Annotated in this window: 23 protein-coding genes; 10 read left to right on the top strand and 13 right to left on the bottom strand. The window is 68.7% G+C overall.

Features of this window, described 5'->3' with window-relative positions; all coding sequences use genetic code 11:
• Position 1: 1 nt before the first annotated feature.
• The 5 genes from DELCS14_RS13035 to DELCS14_RS13015 form a co-directional block, all read right to left on the bottom strand.
• The gene (locus DELCS14_RS13035; protein ID WP_013802028.1) at positions 2–550 is read right to left on the bottom strand and encodes a TetR/AcrR family transcriptional regulator; all 549 of its coding nucleotides are present in this window, start codon (positions 548–550) and stop codon (positions 2–4) included.
• A gap of 105 nt (positions 551–655) precedes the next feature.
• A complete protein-coding gene (locus tag DELCS14_RS13030) occupies positions 656–1573 on the bottom strand; it encodes a pseudouridine synthase (protein WP_013802027.1) in 918 nt (305 codons plus the stop codon).
• Positions 1574–1585: 12 nt separating this feature from the next.
• Positions 1586–2002 (bottom strand): putative toxin-antitoxin system toxin component, PIN family, encoded by a 417-nt coding sequence (locus tag DELCS14_RS13025; RefSeq protein ID WP_013802026.1) that lies wholly within the window; start codon positions 2000–2002, stop codon positions 1586–1588.
• Positions 1999–2226 carry an AbrB/MazE/SpoVT family DNA-binding domain-containing protein gene (locus DELCS14_RS13020; RefSeq protein ID WP_013802025.1) on the bottom strand — a complete coding sequence of 76 codons (228 nt, stop codon included), beginning with the start codon at positions 2224–2226 and terminating at the stop codon, positions 1999–2001. The genes DELCS14_RS13025 and DELCS14_RS13020 overlap by 4 nt, the downstream gene beginning before the upstream one ends.
• 64 nt (positions 2227–2290) lie before the next feature.
• Positions 2291–3046, bottom strand: a complete 756-nt coding sequence (locus DELCS14_RS13015; protein ID WP_013802024.1) for a GntR family transcriptional regulator — start codon at positions 3044–3046, stop codon at positions 2291–2293.
• Positions 3047–3184: 138 nt separating this feature from the next.
• Here DELCS14_RS13015 and DELCS14_RS13010 point away from each other — a divergent pair, with 138 nt between their 5' ends.
• The 8 genes from DELCS14_RS13010 to tsaA all read left to right on the top strand — a co-directional run bounded on the left by DELCS14_RS13010 (position 3185) and on the right by tsaA (position 12350).
• The gene (locus tag DELCS14_RS13010) at positions 3185–3979 is read left to right on the top strand and encodes an SDR family oxidoreductase (protein ID WP_013802023.1); all 795 of its coding nucleotides are present in this window, start codon (positions 3185–3187) and stop codon (positions 3977–3979) included.
• Positions 3980–4033: 54 nt separating this feature from the next.
• A complete protein-coding gene (locus DELCS14_RS13005) occupies positions 4034–4966 on the top strand; it encodes a 3-keto-5-aminohexanoate cleavage protein (protein WP_013802022.1) in 933 nt (310 codons plus the stop codon).
• 46 nt (positions 4967–5012) lie between these two features.
• Positions 5013–5891, top strand: coding sequence for an SMP-30/gluconolactonase/LRE family protein (locus tag DELCS14_RS13000; RefSeq protein WP_013802021.1), 879 nt, complete (start codon positions 5013–5015; stop codon positions 5889–5891).
• A gap of 121 nt (positions 5892–6012) precedes the next feature.
• Positions 6013–7332, top strand: coding sequence for an MFS transporter (locus DELCS14_RS12995; protein ID WP_013802020.1), 1320 nt, complete (start codon positions 6013–6015; stop codon positions 7330–7332).
• Between the two features lie 37 nt (positions 7333–7369).
• Entirely contained in the window at positions 7370–8716 is a 1347-nt protein-coding gene (locus DELCS14_RS12990) for an MFS transporter (RefSeq protein WP_013802019.1), read from the top strand.
• Positions 8717–8864: 148 nt separating this feature from the next.
• Positions 8865–11138: an AsmA family protein gene (locus DELCS14_RS12985; protein ID WP_013802018.1), complete on the top strand. Its 2274-nt coding sequence runs from the start codon at positions 8865–8867 to the stop codon at positions 11136–11138.
• Between the two features lie 352 nt (positions 11139–11490).
• The gene (locus DELCS14_RS12980; protein WP_013802017.1) at positions 11491–11853 is read left to right on the top strand and encodes a LysR family transcriptional regulator; all 363 of its coding nucleotides are present in this window, start codon (positions 11491–11493) and stop codon (positions 11851–11853) included.
• The gene (tsaA, locus tag DELCS14_RS12975) at positions 11850–12350 is read left to right on the top strand and encodes a tRNA (N6-threonylcarbamoyladenosine(37)-N6)-methyltransferase TrmO (protein WP_013802016.1); all 501 of its coding nucleotides are present in this window, start codon (positions 11850–11852) and stop codon (positions 12348–12350) included. Before DELCS14_RS12980 ends, tsaA begins: the two co-directional genes overlap by 4 nt.
• 29 nt (positions 12351–12379) lie before the next feature.
• On the opposite strand, the gene dnaE is transcribed toward tsaA, so the two are convergent.
• The 6 genes from dnaE to DELCS14_RS12945 form a co-directional block, all read right to left on the bottom strand.
• On the bottom strand, positions 12380–15766 hold the full coding sequence (gene dnaE, locus DELCS14_RS12970; RefSeq protein WP_013802015.1) for a DNA polymerase III subunit alpha: 3387 nt from the start codon (positions 15764–15766) through the stop codon (positions 12380–12382).
• A complete protein-coding gene (locus DELCS14_RS12965; protein ID WP_013802014.1) occupies positions 15759–17258 on the bottom strand; it encodes a DNA polymerase Y family protein in 1500 nt (499 codons plus the stop codon). Before DELCS14_RS12965 ends, dnaE begins: the two co-directional genes overlap by 8 nt.
• A 6-nt stretch (positions 17259–17264) precedes the next feature.
• Positions 17265–18137: a translesion DNA synthesis-associated protein ImuA gene (imuA, locus tag DELCS14_RS12960; RefSeq protein WP_013802013.1), complete on the bottom strand. Its 873-nt coding sequence runs from the start codon at positions 18135–18137 to the stop codon at positions 17265–17267.
• A gap of 91 nt (positions 18138–18228) precedes the next feature.
• Complete coding sequence (locus tag DELCS14_RS12955; RefSeq protein WP_013802012.1) at positions 18229–19593, bottom strand: HD domain-containing phosphohydrolase; 1365 nt, start codon at positions 19591–19593, stop codon at positions 18229–18231.
• A 102-nt stretch (positions 19594–19695) separates the two neighbouring features.
• On the bottom strand, positions 19696–20334 hold the full coding sequence (locus tag DELCS14_RS12950) for a 3-oxoacid CoA-transferase subunit B (protein ID WP_012206068.1): 639 nt from the start codon (positions 20332–20334) through the stop codon (positions 19696–19698).
• A 2-nt stretch (positions 20335–20336) separates the two neighbouring features.
• Positions 20337–21044 (bottom strand): CoA transferase subunit A, encoded by a 708-nt coding sequence (locus DELCS14_RS12945; protein WP_013802011.1) that lies wholly within the window; start codon positions 21042–21044, stop codon positions 20337–20339.
• Positions 21045–21117: 73 nt separating this feature from the next.
• On the opposite strand from DELCS14_RS12945, the gene DELCS14_RS12940 reads away from it, so the two are divergent.
• Entirely contained in the window at positions 21118–21660 is a 543-nt protein-coding gene (locus tag DELCS14_RS12940) for a PAS and helix-turn-helix domain-containing protein (RefSeq protein WP_012206070.1), read from the top strand.
• Between the two features lie 263 nt (positions 21661–21923).
• Positions 21924–23375, top strand: a complete 1452-nt coding sequence (locus DELCS14_RS12935; RefSeq protein WP_013802010.1) for a catalase — start codon at positions 21924–21926, stop codon at positions 23373–23375.
• Between the two features lie 66 nt (positions 23376–23441).
• On the opposite strand, the gene DELCS14_RS12930 is transcribed toward DELCS14_RS12935, so the two are convergent.
• Both DELCS14_RS12930 and DELCS14_RS12925 read right to left on the bottom strand, forming a co-directional pair.
• Positions 23442–23882, bottom strand: coding sequence for a nuclear transport factor 2 family protein (locus DELCS14_RS12930; RefSeq protein WP_013802009.1), 441 nt, complete (start codon positions 23880–23882; stop codon positions 23442–23444).
• Between the two features lie 47 nt (positions 23883–23929).
• A complete protein-coding gene (locus DELCS14_RS12925; RefSeq protein ID WP_013802008.1) occupies positions 23930–25951 on the bottom strand; it encodes an NADPH-dependent 2,4-dienoyl-CoA reductase in 2022 nt (673 codons plus the stop codon).
• Between the last annotated feature and the right edge of the window lie 128 nt (positions 25952–26079).

The raw sequence follows: 26079 nt of genomic DNA, 5'->3' as shown, positions 1-26079 counted from the left end.
GTCAGGCCTTCAGGCCTTGCCAGACGATCTGCAGCGCCTTGCGCGCCAGGGTGCGCCGCTGCTGCGGCGTCTCGCCGCGCAGCGAGGCGCCCAGCATGCCGAAGACCAGGGACAGCTCGGCCTGCGTCAGCGGCTGGCGGCAATGGCCACAGGCCACGGCCCGGTCCATGGCCGGCCGAAAGATCTGCCACATGGCAACGCGGGCCTGGGCGATGACCTCGTCGCCGCGCTCCACGGTGCGCCAGTAATCGGTGATGGGGGCCGAGACCGCAATGCGCTCGGCCAGGCGCGACAGCAGCTTGTAGAAGGCATCGTCGTCCTCGGCCATGGCCTCGGCCGCGAGGCGCATGTTGTCCAGCGAACGCTCCAGCAGCGCCAGCATCAGCGCGCGCCGGTCAGGAAACTGCCGGTACAGCGTGGCGCGGCCGACCTCGGCGCGCTCGACCACCAGGTCCAGCGGCGCGGTCACGCCATGCTCGGAGAACACGGCATCGGCCGCGTCCAGCAGCTGGGCGCGGCGGATATCGGCACTGGGTCTTTTGGAAGTCATGCGGACAATTATCGGACAAAGTTGTCCGTTAAATGTCCGCAACCGGCCTATCCCATGGCGGGGCCATGGGCAAAAAACCAACGGTTTCCGGCAGTGGAAAAGCCTCTACAGGTCGGTCAGCGGCAGCAGCTGGCGGCGGCTGTCAAAGCGCCGCGACTGGCCGTCCAGAGGATCGGTGAAGGCCAGGCTGCGCGCCAGCAGCTGCAGCGGGCGCGAGTAGTCGCCCTCGGGCATGTCATGCACTTCGGGATAGAAGCCGTCGCCCCACAGCGGCAGGCCCAGGGCGGCCATGTGCACGCGCAGCTGGTGGCGCTTGCCGCTTTCGGGCTCCAGCCGGTAGCGTGCCCAGGGGCCGCGCTGCTCCAGCACCTGCATGCGGGTGCGGGTGTTGGGCGTGCCGGCCACCTCGTGCATGCGGAAGAAATGGCCGCTTTCCTCCATGCGGCTTTCATGCGTACGCGGGAAAACCACGTCCTCGCGCCAGGGGGCCACGGCCTCGTAGGTCTTGTGGATGGCGCGGTCGCGGAACAACGCCTGGTAGATGCCGCGCGTGGCGCGCTGCACCGAAAACACCACCAGCCCCGCCGTGTCGCGGTCTATGCGGTGGATGGGCGACAGCTCGGGCAGGTCGAACTCGCGCTTGAGCCGCACCAGCAGCGTCTGCTGCAGGTACTTGCCGGCCGGCACCACGGGCAGGAAATGCGGCTTGTCGGCCACCAGCAGATGCGCGTCGCGGTGGAGGACCTCGGCCTCGAAGGGGATGGGCGGCTCGGCCTGCAGCTCGCGGTAGTAGTAGTAGCGCAGGCCCGGCGCAAAGGCCGTGCCTGCATCGGCGGCGCGGCCATGCTCGTCCACCACCTCGCGCAGCGCCAGGCGCCGCAGCCAGTCTTCGCGCGCCACGGCCGGCAGGCGCTCGGCCAGAAAATCGATCAGCAACCCGCCGCCCTGGCTGGGCAGCACCACGCAGCTGGGGCTGACGCCGTCGCGTATGGGAAGAACCTTGGGGTCGTGGGCGTTGTGCATGGATTTCTGCCCTCAGCGCTTGTGCAGCGCTGCCCACTCATCGGGCGTCACGATCAGGCCGGGAAAGCTGTCTCGCAGCGCCAGAAGGTCACTGTCGCCGGTGATGAGCGCCTGGGCCCGGCCCACATGCGCCAGCACCAGGAACACCTGGTCCTTGTCGTCCCGGCACAGCGGCAATGCAGGCCAGGGCTGCGGCAGTGTGACGACATCGGCCCAGGGCAGGAAATCCTCCAGCAAGGCCTGTTGCTCGGCCGTTGACAGCTTGAACTTCGGGTAGGCGAGCACACGCAGCAATTCGCTGGCCGTTTCCCTGCAGACCAGGGGCTTCAACTGCTGGTGCTGCCAGGCCCGGCGTATCCACGCAAGACGGCCGGACGTGAACAGCAATGCCGAGAGCACGACGTTGGTGTCCAGGACGACACGCATCATTTGCGCGCCCAGGAGGTCGCCTCCTGCACATCCTCGTCGGTGATGCCCATCTGCTGCAGCTTGTCGCGGACGGCCTGTGCGCGCTGGACACGCTGCACGTGCACGGGCGTGAGCACGATGCGGCCGTTTTCCACGGCCACCTCGAAATACTCTGCGGCCTCCACCTCGGACACCACGGCCTTGGGCAGGGTGATCTGGTTCTTCGACGTCAATTTGGCAAGCATGGCCGGCTCCTGCAAATGAGAGAAAACACGGAAATCTTACTTCCTTACCTCATTCCTCTGCGTCTCACCGGGCTTCTTCATCTGGCGAGGCTGGCCCGCTCAGTCCACTCACGCCGTTCAACCCGCTGTCCGCCGTCACCAGCACGCCCGCCGAAACGATGTAGTCGGCCGCGCTTTCGATGTCTCCGCGCAGCGCCTCCTTGGCGGCTGGCGCATCGCCGCGCCGCAGCGCCTCGACCAGGCGCGCATGGTGGCCGACCGCCACCTGTTCGCTCACGCGGCGCGAGCCCGAGCGCATGTCGTGGTTGAGGATGGGGCCTATGCGCAGCCACAGCGCCTCGATCATCTGCAGCAGCATGGGCATGCCGGCCGCGCTGTAGACGGCGAAGTGGAAATCCTTGTTGAAGGCGATGAGCCGCGCGCCGTCCGGCGAGGCGCTGGCCATCTCGGCCGCAAAGCGGTCCTGCAGGGCGGCGATGCGTTCCAGCTCGGCGGCGGGCAGTTGCCGGGCCGCCTGCTCCGTGGCCAGGCCTTCAAGGTTGACGCGGATGCGCGTGATCTCGCGGAAGGCGCTTTCCGTCATCAAGGGCACGCGCAGCGCGCGGTTGGGCGTGAGTTCCAGCGCCTGCTCGGCCACCAGCCGGTGCACGGCCTCGCGCACGGGCATGACGCTGACGCCCAGCGCGCTGGCCGTGGTGCGCAGCGAGATCTGCTCGCCCGGAATCATCTGGCCCGTGATCAGCAATTCCCTGAGCTGTGCATAGACATCGCTGCTGAGGGTCTGCCGTTTGAGTGGGGTGACTAGTTCGTTGATGGCCATGGCGGCGATGGTAGCGCGGCGCCGCCGCTGTCATGCCGCATAGGGTATTCACCATATTTGATCTGTGATCACAGATACAAAATCCAAACCCAACCCGAATCCCTTTCACCTTTGTTTGAGATCCCAAGGAGTCCCCGCATGTGGAAAAACGATCTTCTGGCCGGCCAGCGCGTCCTGGTGACGGCGGGCGCCGCCGGAATCGGCCTGGAAATCAGCCGCGCCTTTGCCGAGGCCGGCGCGCGCGTCATGGTCTGTGACGTGGCCCAGACCAGCCTGGATGCGCTGGCTGCCGCCCTGCCCGGCGCCAGCGGCCGTCTTGCCGATGTGTCGGATGCCTTGCAGGTGCAGGCCCTGTTCAAGGCCGTGGACAACGAGTTGGGCGGCCTGGACATCCTCGTCAACAACGCCGGGGTGGCCGGCCCCACGGGCGCGGTGGAGACGCTGGAGCTGGCCGACTGGCAGCGCACGCTGGATGTGAACATCACCGGCGCCTTCCTGTGCACGCGGCTGGCCGTGCCCCGGCTCCGGCAATCGGCACGCGAGGGCCGGCAGGCGGCCATCGTCAACCTGTCTTCGGCGGCAGGCCACCTGGGCATGCCGGGCCGCACGGCCTATTCGGCGTCCAAGTGGGCGGTGATCGGCCTGACCAAGTCGCTGGCGCTGGAGCTGGGCGCCGACGGCATCCGGGTGAACGCCATCCTGCCGGGCGCCGTGGACGGCCCGCGCATCCGCGATGTGATTGCCGCCAAGGCGCAGGCGCGCGGCCTGCCGCTGGAGGACGTCACGCGCAGCTACACGCACCAGGCCGCGCTGGGCCGCATGGCCACGGCGCGCGACATTGCCAACATGGCCGTGTTTGCCGCCAGCCCACTGGCCGGCCATGTCACGGGCCAGGAGCTGGCCGTCGATGGGCTGACACAGGCGCTGAGCTGAGCGCCCTCTCCTCCTCCCCTCCTCTCGTCTTTTCACCGTTTGCAAGGACCTTCCATGGCCACCCGCACCAAAGCCATCATCACCTGCGCGCCCACGGGCGCCATCCACACGCCCAGCATGTCGCCCCACCTGCCCGTGACGGCCGAGCAGATTGCGCGCGCCGCCATCGATGCCGCCGAGGCCGGCGCCGCCATCGTGCACCTGCATGCCCGCGATCCGCGCGACGGGCGCCCCTCGCAGGACCCTGAGCTGTTCCGCCCCTTTCTCAAGGCGATCCGTGCCGAGAGCGATGCCATCGTCAACATCACCACGGGCGGCAGCCCGCACATGACGGTGCAAGAGCGCATGCGGCCCGTGACCGAGTTCCAGCCCGAGCTGGCCTCGCTGAACATGGGCTCGATGAACTTCGGCCTGTTCCCCATGCTGGAGCGCTTCCCGAACCTGGAGCACGCCTGGGAGCGCGAGCACCTGGAAAACAGCCGCAACCTGGTCTTCAAGAACACCTTTGCCGATATCGAAGGCATCCTGCGCCTGGGCCAGGCCCAGGGCACGCGCTTCGAGTTCGAGTGCTACGACATCAGCCACCTGCACAACCTGGCGCATTTCGTGGACCGGGGGCTGGTGCAGGGGCCCGTGTTCGTGCAGTCGGTATTCGGCATCCTGGGCGGCATCGGCGGCCACCCGGAGGACCTGATGCACATGCGGCGCACGGCCGACCGCCTGCTGGGCAGCAACTACCAGTGGTCCATCCTGGGCGCCGGGCGCAACCAGCTGCCGCTGGCCACCATGGGCGCGGCCATGGGCTCGCATGTGCGCGTGGGGCTGGAAGACTCTCTGTGGATAGGCCCGGGGCAGCTGGCCACCTCCAGCGCCGAGCAGGTGCGCCGCATCCGCACCGTGCTCGAGGCCCTGAATGTCGACGTCGCCACGCCTGACGAGGCGCGCCGGATGCTGGGCCTCAAGGGTGCGGCCAACGTCGCCTTCTGAATCGCCTTCCCGGGCCAGCCCCCATGCCACAAAACAGGAGACTCCCATGCAGATCGATATCGTCGCCGACCTCAAGACCACGCTGGGCGAAGGCCCGCTGTGGGACGTCGGGCAGCAGCGCCTGTACTGGATAGACAGCTTCGACGGCCGCATCTTCCGCTGCACGGCCGACGGGCGGGAACTGCGCGCCTGGGAAGTCGGCCAGAAGATTGGCTCCATGGCACTGCGCCGCGACGGCCGCTCGGCCCTGGTGGCGCTGCACGGCGGCGTGCACACGCTGGACCTGGAAAGCGGCGAGCTGGAGCTGGTCGTCGCCCCCGAGTCCCACCTTCCCGGCAACCGGCTCAACGACGGCAAGGTGGACCGGCAGGGCCGCTTCGTCTTCGGCTCCATGGACACCCTGGAGGAGCAGCCTTCGGCGCGGCTGTACCGGCTGGACACGGACCTGAGCCTGCATGTGCTGGACGAGGGCATCATCTGCTCGAACGGCCCGTGCTGGAGCCCGGACGGCACGACGCTCTATTTCTCGGACACGTGGAGCGGCGAGATCCGGGCCTACGACTACGACACGGCCACGGGCCATGCCAGCGGCCGCCGGACCTTTGCCCCGGTCGACACCAGCGGTGGCGGCGCGGCCGACGGGGCCACGGTCGATGCCGAAGGCTGTCTGTGGCAGGCCCTGGTGTACGCGGGCCAGCTGGTGCGCTACACGCCGGACGGCCGGGTGGACCGGGTGATAGAGATGCCGGTGCGCAAGGTGACCAGCGTGATGTTCGGCGGGCCCGGGCTCGACACGCTGTACGTCACCTCCATGGGCAAGCCGCCGTTGCCGCGTTTCCCGGGCGACGGCCAGTCCCGTGGCGCGCTGTTCTCCGTCAAGGGGCTGGGCGTGCGTGGCCTGCCCGAGCAGCGCTTCGGCGCCTGAGCGCGGAGCCGGGCATGCAGGCCCGGAGCCTTCGCACCGCAACGCCGCCCGCCCCGCGAAGCGGCGCCTTCATCCACACAACAATGAAACGGCACCCCCCGCTGGTGCCCGGGAGACCGCCATGGCCCAGGCCCCGCGCGCTTCGCTGCGCCAGATCCACCGCTATTCATGGGTATCCCTGCTGGTCTGCTGGCTGATCTGGGTACTGAATGCCTACGACCGCGAGATCGTGCTGCGACTGGGGCCGACCATCTCCCGGCACTTCGGCCTGTCGGCCGACGAATGGGGCACGGTGGCCACCATCGTGATGCTGGCCCTGGCCGTGCTGGACATTCCCGGGGCGATCTGGAGCGACCGCTACGGCGCGGGCTGGAAGCGCGCACGCTTTCAGGTGCCCCTGGTGCTGGGCTATACGGCGCTGTCGTTCGCCTCGGGCTTCAAGGCGCTGAGCGGCAGCCTGGCGGGCTTCGTGGCGCTGCGCGTCGGCGTCAACCTGGGCGCCGGCTGGGGCGAGCCCGTGGGCGTGAGCAACACCGCCGAGTGGTGGCCGGTGGAGCGGCGCGGCTTCGCGCTGGGCGCCCACCACACGGGCTATCCGGTGGGCGCCATGCTCAGCGGCCTGGTCGCCGGCTTTGTGCTGTACGCCTTCGGCGAGGAGAACTGGCGCTATGTGTTCTTTGTCGCGCTGGTCGTCGCCATCCCGCTGATGTGGTTCTGGGCGCGCTACTCCACGCCGCAGAAGATGGAACTGCTGTATGCCGACATCGCCGCCCGGGGCATGACCCCGCCGCAGGCCAGCGTGGCGGCGCAGGTGCAAAAAGGCCAGGCCTGGCGCACCCTGCGCAGCACGCTGGCCAACCGCAGCATTGCCCTGACGGCTGGCAACACCCTGCTCACGCAGGTGGTCTACATGGGCATCAACGTGGTGCTGCCCGCCTACCTCTACAACATCATGGGCCTGTCGCTGGCCGAATCGGCAGGCATGAGCGTGGTGTTCACGCTCACCGGCATCCTGGGCCAGCTGGTCTGGCCGGCTCTGTCGGACGTGATCGGGCGCCGCGTCACCCTGGTGATCTGCGGCCTGTGGATGGCCGCCAGCGTGGGCGCCTTCTACTTCGCCGACACCATGGCCCTGGTCGTGGTGATGCAGCTGCTGTTCGGCCTGGTCGCCAATGCGGTCTGGCCCATCTACTACGCGGTGGCCTCGGACTGCGCCCAGCCCGCGGCCACCTCCATGGCCAACGGAATCATCACCACCGCCATGTTCGTGGGCGGCGGCATCGCGCCCGTGCTGATGGGCAGCCTGATCGCCCTGGGCGGCGGCTGGACCAGCCCCGGCGGCTATGCCCTGTGCTTCCTGGTCATGGCCGGCTGCGCGCTGGGCGGCGTGGCCCTGCAGCTGGGCACGCGCGGCAACGCCGCCTCCACCGCCACCGCCTGAATCCGCTTTCCTCCACCCATCTTTCCAAGGATTTGCCATGGTCCATCACCCATCGCCCTCCCCTGTTCACGCGCCGCCCGCACGGCCGCAGCCTGCCGCCGGCGACAGGCAGTCGCTGCTCAACGCCCGCATCTTCCGCAGGCTGATGCCGCTGCTGGTGCTGTCCTATGTGATCAGCTTCATAGACCGCACCAACATCGCGCTGGCCAAGTCGCACATCGAGGTGGACCTGGGCATCTCGGCGGCCGCCTACGGCCTGGGCGCGGGGCTGTTCTTCCTGAGCTATGCGCTGCTGGAAGTGCCCAGCAACCTCATCATGCACAGGGTGGGCGCGCGCTTCTGGATCACTCGCATCATGGTGACCTGGGGCCTGCTGTCGGCCGGCATGGCCTTCATCACCGGAGAGACCTCGTTCTACGTGATGCGCGTGCTGCTGGGCGCGGCCGAGGCGGGGCTGTTCCCCGGCGTGATGCTCTACCTGACCTACTGGTTCGGCCGCGAGGAACGGGCCCGCGCCATCGGCTACTTCCTGCTGGGCGTGTGCATTGCCAACATCCTCAGCGGCCCCGTGGGCGGCGCGCTGCTGCAGATGGACGGCTTCCTGGGCTGGCATGGCTGGCAATGGATGTTCGTGATCGAGGGCCTGCCCGCCGTGGCCCTGGCCTGGGTGGTCTGGAAGAAGCTGCCAGACGGCCCGGCCAGCGCGCCCTGGCTGACGGCCGCCGAATCGCGCGAGGTACTGCAACGCCTGCAGGCCGAGCAGGACCAGCAGGCCAGCGCCGGCCAGGTGGGCCACTCGCTCAGGGACTGCCTGCGCGACCGCCAGATCTGGCTGGCCATCCTTGTCTACTTCTGCCACCAGATCAGCATCTACACGGTGATCTTCTTCCTGCCGGGCATCATCGGCACCTACGGCCAGCTCTCGCCGCTGCAGATCGGCACGCTCAATTCCGTGCCCTGGATTGCAGCGGCCATCGGTGCGGCCTGGCTGCCGCGCTTTGCCACCCACCCGCAGCGCTGCCGGCGCATGCTGCTGGCGGGCCTGGCCACCATGGCCGCCGGCCTGCTGGTGGCCGCGCTGGCGGGCAAGGCCTCGCCCGCCCTGGGCCTGCTGGGTTTCAGCCTGACGGCGCTGATGTTCTTCGTGGTGCAGTCCGTGGTCTTCCTGTTTCCCGCCTCGCGGCTGGCGGGCGCGGGGCTGGCGGGCGGCATAGCCCTGGTCAATACCTGCGGCCTGGTGGGCGGCTTCATCGGCCCCACGGTGATGGGGATGATCGAACAGGCCACGGGCAGCACGCGCAATGGCCTGTTCATCATGGCGGGCCTGCTGGTGGTGGCCGCCCTGGCATCCACCCGGCTGCGCCAGGGCCAGGAGACGCCGTGATGACGGCCCCTTCCCCGCCGCAGGCCGCGCTGTAGGTCAATCTCCTGTATGCGGGCCTGCCGGCTGCCCGCCAGCGCGTCCCGGGCCTTGGCAAGCGTTTTCATGGCGATAGGATGGACCGAACCCCATTTAGCGGCCCCCCTGCGCCATGACAGACACAGCGACCGACACAGCGAACCACAGCCCCGCCACACCAGCACCCCACCGCCCAGCCCGCCGCCGCTGGCTGCGCGCCCTTTTGTGGACGGTGTCGGCCCTGGTGCTGCTGCTCGCCGCGGTTGTGGTCCTGATCGCCACCTTCGACTGGAACCGGGCCAAGCCCTGGGTCAACGAGCGCGTCAGTGAAAGCACCGGCCGCCACTTCGCCATTGAAGGCGACCTGCGCCTGCGCTGGACCTGGCCCCAGCCCCTGGACCAGGGCTGGCGCCATTGGGTCCCGGGCGTGACCATCGAGGCCGAGCAACTGGCGCTGGGCCAGCCCGAAGGCTGGCAGGTTGAGCAGGAGCCGGCCAAGGGCAGTGCCGAGCTGCCCGCCCTGCCTGCGCCGCCCGACCAGTTGAACAAGGGCCGCCTGCCCGAGGAGAAAGCCAAGGAACAGCCCAAGGGAAAGGCGAAGGACAAGGACGAAGGCAAGGACAAGGACTCGCAGGCCAGCCCTTCCGCGCCCAAGATCGACAGCGACAGCATCGTCCTGGCCGACGAGAAAATGGCCCCACCCCCGCGCGACGCCGACACCATGGCCACGGCCGCCCGCGCCACGGCCAGCCTGCGGCTGTGGCCGCTGCTGGGCCGGCATGTGCTGCTGGACCATCTGCAACTGGAAGGCCCTGACCTGGTCTTTGCCCGGCGCAAGGATGGCAGCAACAACTGGACCTTCAAGCGCCCAGAGCACACAGGGCCGCGCTGGCGTTTTCAGGTAGCGCAATTGAGCCTGCGCGGCGGCCTGGTGGGCTGGAGCGATGGCGTGCGCCAGATGGCGGTGCGCGCACGTCTGGACAGCCTTGTGCAGCCGCCCAGTCCAGACTTTCCGTATGGCATGCGCGTCGGCCTGACTGGCCGCATCGCCAAGGCCACGGTCGAGGCCCAGGGCCTCATCGGCCCCGTGCTGGACCTGCAAAGCGAACAGGCACGCTTTCCCGTGAAGCTGTGGGCCCATGCGGGCAGCCTGCGCGCCCGGGCCGAGGGCATTCTCGACAATCCCAGGGCGCTCAAGGGCATGGACCTGCAGGTGCGCCTGCGCGGCTCCAGCATGGCCGACCTGTTCCCGCTGACGGGTCTGCTGCTGCCGCGCACACCGCCTTTCGACACCAATGGCCATCTGGTCGGCAGCCTGGAGCCGGGGCGCGCCGTCTGGGACTACGAGGAATTCGATGGCCGCGTGGGCCAGAGCGATCTGCGCGGTACGCTGCACTACGCATCGGGCAAGCCGCGCCCCAAGCTCAGCGGCGATCTGGCCTCGCGCAAGCTGCGCCTGGCCGACCTGGGGCCGGTGGTGGGAGCACCGTCCACCAAGCAGGGCCAGAAGACCCGGCAGGCGGCCAGCGGCAAGGCCCTGCCCACGCAGCGCTTTGACACCAGCAAGTGGAATGCCATGGACATGGATGTGCGCTTCAAGAGCGACCGCATCGAGCGCCCCCAGGCCCTGCCCATCGAGGACTTCAGCGTGCATGCCGTCATGGACAACGGCGTGCTGCGCCTGTCCCCGCTGCGCTTCGGCATGGCCAAGGGCCGGCTGGACATCGAGGCCGTGGTGGACAGCGGCGCCAAGCCGCCCAAGGCCAGCCTCCAGGGCAAGGTCCAGGGGCTGCAGCTGTCGGCCCTGTTCCCCGAGATCGAACTGATGAAGAAAAGCCTGGGCAGCATGGATGGCGCGCTGGGCCTGGAGGGCCGGGGCCAGTCCATTGCCGAATGGCTGGGCACCAGCTCGGGCGACATCCGCCTGTATGTGCGCGATGGCCGCTTCAGCAAGCAGCTCCTGGACCTGGCCGCGCTGAACCTGGGCAGCGTCATCGTCACCAAGCTGTTCGGCGCCGACAAGGAAGTGCAGCTCAACTGCGCCGTTGCCGACCTGACCGTGAAGCAGGGCATTGCGCGCACCCGCAACGTCAAGCTGGCCACGCCCGAGGCCATCATCGAGGCCACCGGACAGATCAGCCTGGCGCAGGAGACCATGGACCTGCGCATCGTGCCCGAGTCGCTGAAGTGGAAGTTCTTCTCGCTGCGCACGCCGCTGTACGTGCGCGGCAGTTTCGCCCAGCCCAAGGTAGGGGTGGAGCCCGGCCCGCTGCTGCTGCGCGCGGGCGCGGCCGTGGCCGCCGCCGTGGTGGCGCCGGCGGCCCTGGCACTGGTGCCGCTGACGGTGCCGGCCGCCGAGGAAGATGCGCAATGCCAGCGCCTGCTGGCAGAAAGCAGCAAGAAGTAAACGCGTGGCCAGGATGCGCGGCAAGCGCCGCGCTGCATTGGCGCAAAAAGGCTAGCAAACCCGGTGGCAATGTGACGAAATAGCGCCGCAGCACACAGGCATCGGGACGCGGCGCCGGCAGGTCAAGAGCCTCGCCAATGCACTCGCAGACGATGCGCAGGCAGCGGGCGCCCTGGCGGCAGCGGCAGCGCGCCGGCCCCGACGGCCCGTGTGCAGGAACGCCCTGCCAGAGCACCCCTTCGCTGTAGCGATCCATGCATTGCGTATTTCCCCTTAGCCCCTGTGACGGCGCAAGCCGTTGATTTCGCTTAACCTTGACGTTCGCTTTTCTCCTGTGCCAAGTCCTTTCCCCATGTCCTCCAAAGTCCAGTTCCGCCTGCGCGTATACAACGACAGCACCATTGCCATCGGTCCCGGCAAGGTGCAGTTGCTCGAAGCCATTGCCGAGGCGGGCTCCATCTCGGCTGCAGCGCGATCGCTGGGCATGTCCTACCGGCGCGCCTGGGTGCTGGTCGACGAGATGAACCGCGCGCTGCAGACGCCGGCCGTCAACACCAGCGCCGGCGGCGCCCATGGCGGCGGCGCATCGCTTACCTCCACGGGCGAAGCCATCGTCAGGCATTACCGCTCCATAGAGACCACGGCGCGCATGGCGGCGGCGGCCGATATCGCCGCGCTGACACGCCTGCTCAATCCCCAGGGAACGAGCGCATGAGCGCGGCCGGTTCCACGGCGCAGGCCGTCGCCTGCCGCCCCATCGGCCATGTGCGCAGCCGCTTCACCGACCCGGTGGGCATGCCCATACAGACGGCGGGCGCGGCCGACGAGGCCGGCCGCGTGGAGCTGCTGCCCGAGTTCGAGGCCGGGCTGCGCGACATCGAAGGCTTTGACTACCTGATCCTCATCACCCACCTGCACCAGGCCGTGGAAAAGCTGGAAGTCGTGCCCTTCATGGACGACAGCAGCCACGGCGTGTTCGCCACGCGCGCCCCGGCGCGGCCCAACCGGCTGGGCCTGTCCATCGTGCGCCTGGTGCGGCGCGAAGGACTGCTGCTGCATTTCCTGGGCAACGACATGCTGGACGGCACGCCCGTGCTCGATATCAAGCCCTACGTGCCCAGGCTGGATGTGCGCCAGACCGAGCGCATAGGCTGGTTCGGCAAGCGTATCGACCAGATGCCCGACATCCGCGCGGACGACCGCATGGCCTGAGCCTGCAGCGGCAGCAACGGCAACATCCCTCAGTGGAAATTGCGGCTTGCCACGCCGGCGCCGCCCAGGCGGCCCAGCCAGCGGCTCATGTCGCGGGCGCGGTGCACGATGAGATGGCGCACGGCGGGCACCTCCTGGCTGGCCTGCTCTGCAGGCGCTGGCTCGCCGGGGTCCTTGCCGCCGCCCCAATCCGAGCTGCTTTGCCAGATGCCCTCCACCGCCAGCAGCCGCGCGCCCAGCAAGGGCTCGCCCCAGCGCGTGACGGTATCGGGCCAGACCACCAGGTTGACCGTGCCCGTCTCGTCCTCCAGCGTGATGAAGACCGTGCCCTTGGCCGTGGGCGGGCGCTGGCGCACGGTGACGATGCCGCAGGCCCGCACGCGCATGCCCGCCAGCGTGTCGCGCAGCTCCAGCGCCGTGCGAAGCCCGTGGCGGCGCAGGCGGTCACGCAGCAGGGCCAGCGGATGGCGGCGCAGGCTCAGGCCCGTGGCCGCGTAGTCGAACAGGATTTCCTCGCCCTCGGGCGCGGCGGCCAGTTGCACGGGCGCCTCATGCACGGGCACGCCCGCGAACAGCGGCGGCTGCACCTGCAGGGCCGCCGCATCCCACATCTGCTGGCGGCGGTGGCCTGACAGGCCCTGCAGCGCATCGGCCGCCGCCAGGGCCTGCAGCTCGGCGCGCTGCAGCCGGGCGCGCAGGGCCAGGTCCTCGGTGCTCCTGAACGGCGCCTGCGCGCGGACCTGCGCCACGCGCTCGCCCGAAGTCTTTGGCAACTGCGCCACCATGCACAGTCCCAGGCGCACGGCCGGCTGCGGCAGCTCGACGCCGGCAATGCGCTCGTGCGGCGCCTCCAGCGTGCAATCCCAGTCGCTGTGGCGCACATCGACGGGCAGCACGCGCACGCCGTGGCGGCGCGCGTCCTGGATCAGCTGCGAGGGGATGTAGAAACCCATGGGCTGGGCATTGAGCAAGGCCATCAGGAAACAGGCCGGCTCATGGCGCTTGAGCCAGGCGCTGGCATAGGCCAGCATGGCGAAGCTGTAGGCATGGCTTTCAGGAAAGCCGTATTCGCCAAAGCCCAGCATCTGGCGGAAGATGGCCTGGGCAAATTCGGCGCTGTAGCCGTTGGCCAGCATGCCGTCTATCAATGGACGCTCAAAGCGGTGCACGCCGCCCTTGCGCCGCCAGGCGGCCATGGAGCGGCGCAGCTCGTCGGCATCGCCCGCCGAGAAATCTGCCGCGATCATGGCGATCTGCATCACCTGCTCCTGGAAGATGGGCACGCCCAGCGTGCGCTTGAGCGCCTTCTCGAGCGCGGGCTTTTCCAGGACCAGCTCGCCGCCCTGCCGCCGACGCTCGCGCGCCTGCAGATAGGGATGGACCATGCCGCCCTGTATGGGGCCGGGCCGCACGATGGCGACCTCGACCACCAGGTCGTAGAACTCGCGCGGCTGCAGCCGGGGCAGCATGCTCATCTGCGCCCGGCTCTCGATCTGGAAGGTGCCCACGGTGTCGGCGCGGCAGATCATGTCGTAGGTGGCGGCGTCCTCCTTGGGAATGTCTGCCAGTTCCCAGCGCGGCCCGCGCAGCGCGGCGCGTGCCTTCAGGCTGCCGCGCAGCACGGTGAGCATGCCCAGGGCCAGCACATCGACCTTGAGCAGATTCATGGTGTCCAGATCGTCCTTGTCCCACTGGATGACCGAGCGGCCCTCCATGGCGGCCGGCTCCACGGGCACCAGCCGCGTCAGCGGCCCGTCGGTCAGCACAAAGCCGCCCACGTGCTGGCTCAGGTGGCGCGGGCTGTCGCGCAGTTGCAGGGCCAGCTCCAGCCACAGCCGCGCACGCTGGGGCGACAGTTGCGGGCAGTCGTCGCCCAGCCGCTCGCGCAGCCGGGCCAGGCGCAGCAGCTTGGAGCGCACCCAGCCCAGGGCGGGGTCATCGGGTTCGGGCTCCGGCTCGGCCGCCTGGTCCTCGGCATCGCTGAACCAGTGGTGCTGCCGGGCCATGGCATCGATCAGCACCGCATCCACGCCCAGGGCCTTGCCCGCGTCGCGCAGTGCGCCACGCGTGCGCCAGCAGCTGACCACGGCCGTCAGCGCCGCACGGTCACGGCCGTATTTTTCGTAGATGTACTGGATTACGGTCTCGCGCCGCGCGTGCTCGAAGTCCACGTCGATATCTGGGGGCTCGCTGCGCTCGCGGCTGATGAAGCGCGCCATCAGCAGCGTGGTCTTGTTCGGGTCCACGGCCGTGATGCCCAGGCAATAGCAGACGGCCGAGTTCGCGGCCGAACCGCGCCCCTGGCACAGGATGCCTTCGCTGCGCGCATAGCGCACGATGTCGTGCACGGTGAGAAAGTACATCTCGTAGCGGCATTCGGCGATCAGCTCCAGCTCATCCTTCAACTGCTTGGCGACCGATTCGGGAATGCCTTCGGGATAGCGCCCCGCCGCTCCCTGCCAGGTATGCCAGGCCAATGTCTGGCGCGCGTCCATGCCGGGCAGCACGCTTTCCTGCGGATAGTGGTAGCTGATCTCACTGAGCTTGAAATCGCAGCGCGCGGCAATCTGCAGGGTTGCATCCAGCATGGTGCGCGGATAGATGCCGCCCAGCCGCAAGCGCGAGCGCAGATGCCGCTCGGCATTGGGGTGCAGCTCGAAGCCGCACTCGGCCACCGTGCAGCCCAGGCGCAGCGCCGTCACCAGGTCCTGCAGCGGCTTGCGCGAGCGCGCATGCATGTGCACGTCGCCGCAGGCCACGCAGGACAGGCCCAGCAACCCTGCCACGTCCTGCAGGCTTTGCAGCCACAGGCTGTCGTCGGGCGCCAGCAGCAGCTCCACGCCCAGCCAGCAGCCCTGCCCCAGCTGCGCCACGGCGGCCTGCACGGCCTCGGCCATGGCGGGCACATCGCCGGGCAACAGCTGCGCACGCTGCGGCACAACGATGCATTCGCAGCCTTCACGCAGCAGATGCCAGGGGCTGTCGGCATCGACCAGGTACCGGCCCTTTTGGGCACGGGCGCGCGCTGCGCTGATGAATTCGCAGAGGTTGCCCCAGCCGTTCAGATCGCGCGCCAGCGCCACCAGGCGCAGCGGGCCCCAGGCGAATTCGCTGCCATGGATCAGGGCCATCTCGCAGTCGCGCGCGGCCTCGAAGGCCCGCACGGCGCCGGCTACCGAGCATTCGTCGGTCAGGGCCAGCGCCTGGTAGCCCAGGGCCTTGGCGCGCTGCACCAGCTGGGCCGGCGAAGAGGCGCCGCGCAGAAAGCTGAAGTTCGACAGGCAGTGCAGCTCCGCATAGCCGGGCAGGCCCGGGCCCGATGCCATGCCGGACACCGGCCCGGTGGCCTGGGGCGGGGGCTGCAGCCGCTGCAGCTGCGGGGGCGGCGGCTCCAGCAGGATGTCCTGTTCAGCCATAGATGCCTTGCGCAAACCAGGCGGCGGGCGACAGCAGGGCCGGCATGCCAGGCAGCCGCTCCGATGCAGGCGTGCGCTCGCGGTAGATCCAGACATGGCCGACAGCCGCGTTGCTGGCCACGAAATAGTCGCGCACGGCCAGCGCCGCATCGGCCTGCGGCTCTCCCCACCAGCCGGCCTCCAGCCGATAGGGGCCGGCCAGCAATTGCAGCGGCCCCTGCCAGCAGGGGCGGCTGCCCTGCAGGAGCAGCGGCTGGGGCGGATCAAGCAGCCAGGGCGGCAGCAGGCCCTGCCAGGGGTTGGCCGCCTTGCGCGCGTGCGCGGGCCGCCGCGGCGCCTGCGGGGTCTGCAGGGCCTCGCAGGCCGGGGTCCAGCGCTGCATGGCCTCGGGCCGGTGGTCCGATTGCAGCTGCGCCACCCGCACGCCCTGCGCACCACGGCGGGCCGAGACGCGCTCCACCCATTCATGCCAGGCCATGCCGCTGGCCGCGTCTGTCGAGCCTGCCGCCTCGCCCAGCGGCGCCGGGCCGGGCGCGGCCGGTGGCAGGCAACTGCCGGCATCGGCCGCGAAAGGCGCGGTGTCCAGCGCCACCAGCTCCAGCATGTCCGCAGGCGCGCGCCAGGGCGTGCGGGCCAGGCGTTCGCGCAGCAGGCGCTCCATGTGCTCCAGCGCCTGGGCGGGCCGGGCCGTGCGGATGTCCAGCGCTTCCCAGGCCGGCAGCTGCGTGCCGTCCACGCGCCGCAGATCGTGGTGCCAGCGCAGCTGCAGGCCCAGCACGCCCTGATGGCGGGCCTGCAGCCAGGCCTGCAGCGCACGCAGCAGGGGCCGGGCGGCCTGCAGCAGGGCCTGGGCGTCGCTGGCCGGATAGCCCAGGTCGGCGCGCAATGCAAAGTGCTCGGGCAGCTCCAGCCAGTCCAGCGCATGGGGGCTGCTGCCATAGGCCTGGTCCAGCGCCAGCAGGGCCGGCAGCCCGATGCGCCGCGCCAGGCCCGCGCGCGGCAGGGCGCGCAGCTCGCCCCAGCGGCGGCAGCCCATGCGCTCCAGGGCCGGCGCATGCGGCTCCAGTGCGGGCAGTGTCCAGATGGGCAGTGCGTCGGCAGACGGCCAGGGCTGGCGCGAATCCGCGCCCTGCATGCGCCAGCGCAGACGCGCCAGCGCCTGCCATGCCGTGGCGCCCCGGGCCCAGGACGGCATCCGGGGGCCGCCCGCCTGGCCGTCCTCGGGCTGCTGTTCGCGCAGCGCGCGCAGCAGGCCCAGCAGCATGGCCTGGCGACCGCCCCACAGGCGCTCCACGCTGCCCACCTCCATCAACGCCACGGCCTGCCCTGCCCCGTACCAGAGGGCCACGCGCGGCGTCCAGCGCAGGGCCCACCAGGCCTGCTGCGCGCAGGCACTGCGTTCGCCATCACTGTCGCCGTTGCCCTGGCCATCGCCCTGTGCGACATGCAGCGGCCAGGCAATCCAGTGCAGTGCTTGATTCGGCTGTGCCATGGCATCTCACCCCAGGGTGTGCGCTGCCGCCTGCAGGGCGGGCGCCTCGGCGGGCAGCAGTTGCCCGTGTCCATGAAGCCAGCGCTGCGCCTCGTCCGCCTGCCGGGTGCGCCGCTGGGCCTGGGCCTGCAGCACGTCCTGCCAGGCCCAGTGGTGCAGGGGCAGCTTCAAGGGATGCTCCAGCGCAGGCCCCCGGCGCTTGAGCAACTGCACGCGCAGGCAGGCTGGCGTGCCGCCTTCGCCCGGCTCCCCCAACTCTGTCTCCACGCGCAGCCGCAGCGGCGCAGGCGAGGCCACCGTCTGCAGGGCGGCCGAGGCCTCGCGCCACAGCCACAGAATGCGCCCCTGCGCAGCGGCCGCCCATTGCAGCCGGCGCAGCGTGGCCATGGGCAGCCCGGCTGGCAGCCAGGCCAGCACGGCCAGCACGTCGCGGCAGCGCAGTGCCTGCTCACAGACCCAGGCCAGCCCTGCCCCATCGCCTGCCGGGTGGGCGCCGGGGTGGGTGTCGGCCTCCACGCAGCACAGCCGGTGCGCCGCCACGCCCGCCGCTTCCAGCCCCGGAGCAAAAGGCCTGCAAGGCGGCGCCACCAGCACCACCTGGCCCGCGCTGCGCTGCATCAGGGCCGCCAGGCCCGGCAGCAGCAGCGGCCACTCGGCATGGCCATGCGCGGGTTGCAGCAGCTCGACCATGGCACCCAGCGGCCAGCCCCCGCCCGGCAATTGCGCATCCAGCAGCGCATGGCCCGAAGGCTGAACGCGCTGCTGCAGCGCCTGCTGCCAGCCATCGCCACGCCACACGCCCTGCAACTGAGGCAGCACACGCGCCGCGCCCGCCATGGGGGCGGGCTGCGCAGGTTGGGAGGCGTGGGGCGTGGTCATGGGGGGAAATCTCAGATACTGTATGAATATACAGCACTCTTGATTTCCAAGAGATCCACGGATGTAAAAAAGCCGGGCAAGCCCGGCTGTCTCAGTGCGCTGGCGCTCTCGCTGCGCCGCCCGCTGGGGGTGTGGCGTCGATCTGCATGCAGGCTTCGCACCACTGCGCGACCGCTGTGTCCACGGCGTGGGTGCGGGCGTTGATGGCAGGCCAGCGGCGCAGGCAGGCGTTGACGATGGCCTGCAGTTGCCACAGTGCCTCGCGGCTGAGCAGGGCCAGTTCGCTCATGCCCTGCACGTCGTCCTTGAGGTAGGCCAGCAGGTCGGTTTGCTGGCTGGGATGCAGGCCGGCCTCGGCCAGCTGCTTTTGCAGGCCGCCGATGCTGGAGTCGATGTAGACGGCCGCCTGGTGGTCGGGCATGGCCTGCCAGCGCTCGGGGAAGGCCTGGCTGAACGTGTCCCACATCTGGAAGGCGGCCGACAGCGCGGCCACGCTGTGCGTGACCTCGGCCTGCAGCGGCGGCAGCGGCGTGCCCGGCGAGATCTCGTCGTACAGCAGCGGCAGCAGGATGCCGACCAGATCGGCCGGATAGCGGCGGTGGTTCATGCGCAGCATCAGCGACAGGCGCTGGCCGGGCAGGTCCTGGAATTTGTCGAAGAAGGCCGAGACCACCTCGGCCAGCAACAGGATCCGGCCCATTTTGGAGATGGCTTCGCCATGCACGCCGCGCGGATAGCCCGTGCCGTCCATGCGCTCGTGGTGCTCGAGCACGGCCATTTCCACGTCCTGCGAATACGCGCCCGCGCCCCGCATGATGAGCATGCCCGTGACCGAGTGCGCCACCAGGTGCTTGCGCTCGGCGCCCGTGAGCCGGTAGTTGGGGTCGGTCCAGGCCGGGTCCATGTAGAGCATGCCCACGTCGTGCAGCAGGGCCGCCGTGGCCAGCGGGCCGCATTCGCGCTCGCTCCATTCGCTTTGCAGCGCCAGGTAGATGGCCACCAGCATCATCTGCAGGCTGTGGGCGAACAGCTCGGGCCGCTGCTCGCGCATGACCGTGAGCTTGAAGGCGATCTGCGGCGGCAGCACCATCAGGCGCAGCGGCGCCAGCAGCCGGTCCGTGCCGCCCAGCGACTGCACCAGGCGGCGCATCAGGTCCACGGTCTCGCACTGCACCATGGCCTGGGCCTCGATGGCCAGCACGTCCACGCGGTTGTCCACGCCCAGGTGCTTGTCGATGGGGTCGCGCAGCTTGTGCTTGACCAGGCGCTCGTACATGTTGCCGTCGATGCGCGCACCCTTGTCCACGAGCTTGACGCCCTTGTCGTTGAAGATGGGCTCGCCGGTGACCACGTTGCAATGCTCGGCCATGTCGGTGACGGCGCGCAGGAAATGCACGCCCTCGTCCTTCCATCCCTGCGCTGTCGGTGGATTGCGCACGGCCGCGACATCCGTCATAGAGGCTCCCATTGGCTCGAAATCTGAAATATAAGCAAAAGAGCCCGCGCAAGGCGGGCTCTCGTTGCGCAGGCCTGCCAAGGCAGGCCGTGCACGGCAACATCAGCGAATCAGCGTCACGCCGGTCTTGGACTGGATGTCCTCGAAGCTCACTTCGGGGGCCAGTTCCACGAGCTTCAGGCCCTGCGGCGTCACGTCCATCACTCCCAGGTCGGTGATGATACGGTCCACCACGCCCACGCCGGTCAAAGGCAGGGTGCAGGCGGGAAGAATTTTGAGGTCGGTCGTGCCGTCCTTCTTCTTTGCCACATGTTCCATGAGCACGATGACGCGCTTGACGCCCGCCACCAGGTCCATGGCGCCGCCCATGCCCTTGACCATCTTGCCGGGAATCATCCAGTTGGCCAGGTCGCCCTTCTCGGACACCTGCATGGCGCCCAGGATGGACAGGTTGATCTTGCCGCCGCGGATCATGGCGAACGACTGGTCGCTGCCGAAGATGGACGAGCCGGCAATCGTCGTCACGGTCTGCTTGCCGGCGTTGATCAGGTCGGCGTCCACGGCATCCTCGGTCGGGAAGGGGCCGATGCCCAGCATGCCGTTCTCGGACTGCAGCCACACTTCCTTGTCACCCGTGTGGTTGGCCACCAGGGTGGGAATGCCGATGCCCAGGTTGACGTAGAAGCCGTCTTCGAGTTCTTGGGCCGCGCGGGCGGCCATCTGGTCTTGGGTCCACGGCATGGTCAGGCTCCTTGTTTTTCTGTGATGGTGCGCTTTTCGATGCGCTTTTCGGGATTCGGGTTGTGCACGATGCGGTGCACGTAGATGCCGGGCAGGTGGATGTCGTCCGGTGCGATCTCGCCGACCTCGACCACCTCTTCCACTTCCACGATGCAGACCTTGCCGGCCGTGGCGGCGGCAGGGTTGAAGTTGCGCGCCGTCAGGCGGAACTGCAGGTTGCCGCTCTTGTCGGCACGGTGGGCCTTGACCAGGGAGACATCGGGCACGAGCGAGCGCTCCATCACATAGGTCTCGCCGTCGAATTCGCGCAGCTCCTTGCCCTCGGCCACCATGGTGCCCACGCCGGTCTTGGTGAAGAAGGCGGGAATGCCGGCGCCACCTGCGCGCAGCTTCTCGGCCAGCGTGCCCTGGGGCGTGAATTCCAGCTCCAGCTCGCCGGCCAGGTACTGGCGCTCGAACTCCTTGTTCTCGCCCACATACGACGAGATCATCTTCTTGATCTGGCGCGTCTCCAGCAGCTTGCCGAGGCCAAAGCCGTCCACGCCCGCGTTGTTGGAAATCACTGTCAGGCCCTTGGCGCCGCTGTCACGCAGCGCGTCGATCAGGGCCTCGGGAATGCCGCACAGGCCGAAGCCGCCTACAGCCAGCAATTGCCCGTCGGCCACGACGCCCTGGAGCGCCTGCTCCGCGGAGGGGTAGAGCTTTTTCACACATGTCTCCTTCAGATTGGATGCGCTACGATACTACGTACTTGCATAGGTAGTTTTTCGTAAAGATTTGCCCATGGATATAGATTACCGGCTGGCGTTCGAAGCCGCCCCCGTCGGCCTCGTGATCTCGCGCAATCGCACCATGATCGACTGCAACCGCCAGGTCTGCGAGATGTTCGAGGCCTCGCGCGAGGTGCTGATCGGCCAGACCTTCCAGATCCTCTACCCCAGCGCCGACGAGTACGAGCGGCTGGGCGCGCGCATCGCGCCCATTCTCAACGCCCGGGGTTTCTACTCGGACAACCGCATCATGAAGCGCGCCAACGGCGAAACGTTCTGGTGCCATGTCACGGGCCGCACGCTGGACCGCAGCGACCCGCATGCCTCGGGCATCTGGAGCTTCGAGGACCTCAGCGCCCACCGTCCTGTCAAGGCCGAGCTCACGGGGCGCGAGCGCGAGGTGGCCGCCCGCCTGCTGGAGGGGCTGACCTCCAAGGAAATCGGCCGCGCCCTGGCCATCAGCCACCGCACGGTGGAGATCTACCGCGCACGACTGATGCGCAAGTACGGCGCCTCCACGGCCGCCGATCTGGTCCACAAGCTGGTCTCTGGCTGACAGGGCGACGGCCTACACGGGCCGTATCCGCCCGCGCAACACAATGCCTTGGCAAAAAGCATGCCCGGCACGACGCATGCGGGGGCGGTGAAATTTTTTGGCTATGGCGCAGTTGAGATTTGCCAATCGCCAAAGCCTTGCCGCATCCATAGAACGAAACAACAATAAAAGCAATTCGATAGCACGCAGCTATTGATTTTCCAAGCGCCGCGCTGCCTGCGTGCAAGCCGGCGCCGCTACCACCCCTCGATCAAGGAGAGACCATGACCCACAAGCTCACCACCGCCGCAGGCGCCCCGGTTGCCAACAACCAGGACTCGCTCACGGCCGGCCCGCGTGGCCCGATGCTGCTGCAGGACCTGTGGCATCTGGAAAAAATGGCCCACTTCAACCGCGAAGTGATTCCCGAGCGCCGCATGCACGCCAAGGGCTCGGGCGCCTTCGGCACCTTCACCGTGACGGGTGACATCACGCGCTACACCCGCGCCAAGGTGTTCTCCGACATCGGCAAGCAGACCGAAGTGTTCGCGCGCTTTTCCACCGTGGCCGGCGAACGCGGCGCGGCCGATGCCGAGCGCGATATCCGCGGCTTCGCCGTCAAGCTCTATACCGAGGAAGGCAACTGGGACCTGGTGGGCAACAACACGCCGGTGTTCTTCTTCCGCGACCCGCTCAAGTTCCCCGACCTGAACAAGGCCGTCAAGCGCGACCCCTACACCAACCTGCGCTCGCCCGAGAACAACTGGGACTTCTGGACCGGCCTGCCCGAGGCGCTGCACCAGATCACCATCGTCATGAGCGACCGGGGCATTCCGCGCGGCTACCGCCACATGCACGGCTTCGGCTCGCACACCTACAGCTTCATCAACGCCAGCAACGAGCGCCACTGGGTCAAGTTCCACTGGGTCTGCCAGCAGGGCATCGAGAACTTCGGCGATGCCGAGGCCGCCGCCGTGGTCGCCTCCGACCGTGAAAGCAGCCAGCGCGACCTGCTCGAAGCCATCGAGCGCGGCGAGTTCCCGCGCTGGAAGCTGTGCGTGCAGATCATGCCCGAGCATGAAGCCGAGACCTACCGCTTCCACCCCTTCGACCTGACCAAGGTCTGGAGCAAGAAGGACTACCCGCTGATCGAAGTGGGCGTGATGGAGCTCAACCGCAACCCGCGCAACTACCACGCCGATGTGGAGCAGGCCTCGTTCACGCCGGCCAACCTGGTGCCGGGCATCGGCCCCTCGCCCGACCGCATGCTGCAGTCGCGCCTGTTCTCGTATGGCGATGCCGCGCGCTACCGCCTGGGTGTGAACCACCACCAGATCCCCGTGAACGCGCCGCGCTGCCCCTACCACGCCTACCACCGCGATGGCGCCATGCGCGTGGACGGCAACTACGGCGGCACCATTGCCTACGAGCCCAACACCAAGGGCGAGTGGCAGGAGCAGCCCGCCTTCGCCGAGCCGCCGCTGGCCCTGCACGGCGCGGCCGACCGCTGGAACTACCGCGAGGACGATGCCGACTACTTCACCCAGCCCGGCGACCTGTTCCGCCTGCTCACGCCCGATGCGCAGCAGCGCCTGTTCGAGAACACGGCGCGCAACATCGCCGGTGTGTCCGAGCACATCGTGCAAAAGCACATAGCGCACTGCACCCAGGCCGACCCCGCCTACGGCAAGGGCGTGGCCGATGCCATCGCCCGCCAGAAGGCCGGCACGCTCTGACCGGCTGACGCCCACGGCAAAACGCCCCCGCATCGCCGGGGGCGTTTTTCATGGCGCGCCCAGCCCTCAGGCCACGGCCTTGAAGGCGGGAAGCTTGTCGCCCAGCCGCTTGCCCATCTCCGTGCCCAGGGCCTGCAGGCCGCTCATGGGGCGCACCATGACCTCGAATTCCCGGATCAGCCCCTGCTCGTCGAAACGGATGAAGTCGATGCCCTTGAGGTTCTTGCCGCCCACGCTGGCGCTGAACTCCAGCACCACGTCCAGGCCGTCATCGCTGGCCATCTGGCGGTGGTAGGTGAAGTTCTCGAACACCTGGACCACGGTGGACAGCGCCAGCAGCAGCGCGGGTGCCGAGGCATAGGGCGTGTTCGCCATGGGCGAGCGGAACACCGCATCGGGATGGACGATGGTGTGCAGCTCGCCCAGGTCGCTGGCGGCAACCATGCGATGCCACAGCTCCAGGGAGCGGGCGACTGCGGGATGGGCGTTCTTCGGGGGCTGGGACATGCTTGTCTCCTGGTGGTTGAGGTGGAAAACGGAATCGGGCGGCGCCCTCAAAGGCTGGCCGCCAGCGTGGTGCCTTGCGCGATGGCGCGCTTGGCGTCGAGTTCGGCCGCCACGTCGGCGCCGCCGATCAGGTGCACGCTGCAGCCCGCCGCGCTCAGGGCCGCATGCAGCTCGCGCTGCGGCTCCTGGCCCGCGCAGAGCACGACGTTTTCCACCTCCAGCAATTGCGGCTGGCCGTCCACGGTGATGTGCAGGCCGGCGTCGTCGATGCGCTCATAGGCTACGCCCGAGCCCATGGCCACACTGCGTGCCTTCAGCGAGGTGCGGTGTATCCAGCCCGTGGTCTTGCCCAGCTGGTCGCCCACCTTGGTGGACTTGCGCTGCAGCAGGTGCACGCGGCGCGGTGAAGGCTCGGCCTGCGGCTGCGCCAGGCCGCCGGCCTGGGCGTAGTCCGTGTCTATGCCCCACTCCGCATAGAACTTGCGCGGTGCCACGGCGCCGCTGTCGCCGGCATGGGTCAGGTACTCGGCCACATCGAAACCTATGCCGCCCGCGCCGATGATGGCCACGCGCTCGCCCACGGGCCTGTCGCCCTGCAGCACGTCCAGGTAGCCGAGCACCTTGGGATGGTCCACGCCGTCGATGGCGGGAACGCGCGGCCGTATGCCCGTGGCCAGCACGATCTCGTCATAGCCGCCCTCGATGAGCTGGGCCGCCTCCACGCGGTGGCCCAGGCGAAGGTCCACGCCGCCCAGCTCCAGCTGGCGGCGAAAGTAGCGCAGCGTCTCGTGGAACTCCTCCTTGCCGGGCACCTTCTTGGCAATGTTGAACTGCCCGCCGATCTCGCTGGCCGCATCGAACAGCGTCACCGCATGGCCGCGCTGCGCGGCGGTGACGGCGAAGCTCAGGCCCGCCGGGCCGGCGCCCACCACGGCGATGCGCTTGGCGGCGGGCGCGGGCGCAATCAACAGCTCGGTCTCATGGCAGGCGCGCGGGTTGACCAGGCAGGAGGTGATCTTGCCGCCAAAGGTATGGTCCAGGCAGGCCTGGTTGCAGGCAATGCAGGTGTTGATCTCGTCGGCCCGGCCCTGGCGTGCCTTGCGCACGAAGTCGCCATCGGCCAGCAGCGGCCGTGCCATGGAGACCATGTCGGCGTAGCCCTCGGCCAGCAGGCGCTCGGCCACTTCGGGCGTGTTGATGCGGTTGGAGGTGATCAGCGGGATGCCCACCTGCCCCATCACGCGCTGCGTGACCCAGGCATAGGCGGCGCGCGGCACCTTGGTGGCGATGGTGGGGATGCGCGCCTCGTGCCAGCCTATGCCCGTGTTCAGCAGCGTAGCGCCTGCGGCCTCGATGGCCTGGGCCAGCGCGATCACTTCCTCCAGCGTGGAGCCGCCCTCCACCAGGTCCAGCATGGACAGGCGGTAGATGATGATGAAGTCCCGCCCCACACGCTGGCGCGTGCGCCGCACGATCTCCACCGCAAAGCGCATGCGGCCCGCGTAGCTGCCGCCCCATTCGTCATCGCGGTGGTTGGTGCGCGCCGCAATGAACTCGTTGATCAGATAGCCCTCGGAGCCCATGATCTCCACGCCGTCGTAGCCCGCATGCCGGGCCAGGGCTGCGCAGCGCACGAAGTCCTCGATGGTCTGCTCCACCTCGTCGCCCGTCAGCGCATGCGGCACGAAGGGGTTGATGGGCGCCTGCAGCGCGCTGGGCGCCACCAGCCCGGGCTGGTAGGCATAGCGGCCGAAGTGCAGGATCTGCATGGCGATCTTGCCGCCCTCGGCATGGACGGCCTGCGTGACGATGCGGTGCTGGTCCGCCTCGTGTTCGTTGACCATCATGGCGCCGCCCTTCATGGGCCGGCCGCGCTCATTGGGGGCAATGCCGCCCGTGACGATCAAGCCCACCTCGCCGCGTGCCCGCTCGGCGTAGAAGGCGGCCATGCGCTCGAAGCCGTTGGGCGCCTCCTCCAGGCCCACGTGCATGGAGCCCATGAGCACGCGGTTTCTGAGCGTGGTGAAGCCCAGGTCCAGTTCGGCATTCAGGTGGGGGTAGTGGGTCATGCCTGTCTCGCTTTTTTATGCAACTGATTGCATGAATGTAGTCAGCCTCCTTTATTTATGCAACTGGTTGCGCAAAAAATTGCAGAAATGACTGCAGCGCTTGGCCACACCTCCATGCAGGCCCGTAA

The sequence above is a fragment of the Delftia sp. Cs1-4 genome, from assembly GCF_000214395.1.
GTDB classification, from domain to species: Bacteria; Pseudomonadota; Gammaproteobacteria; order Burkholderiales; family Burkholderiaceae_C; genus Comamonas; species Comamonas acidovorans.
The sequence above is the reverse complement of the archived record's forward strand: the minus strand, read 5'-3'. Positions and strand labels throughout refer to the sequence as shown.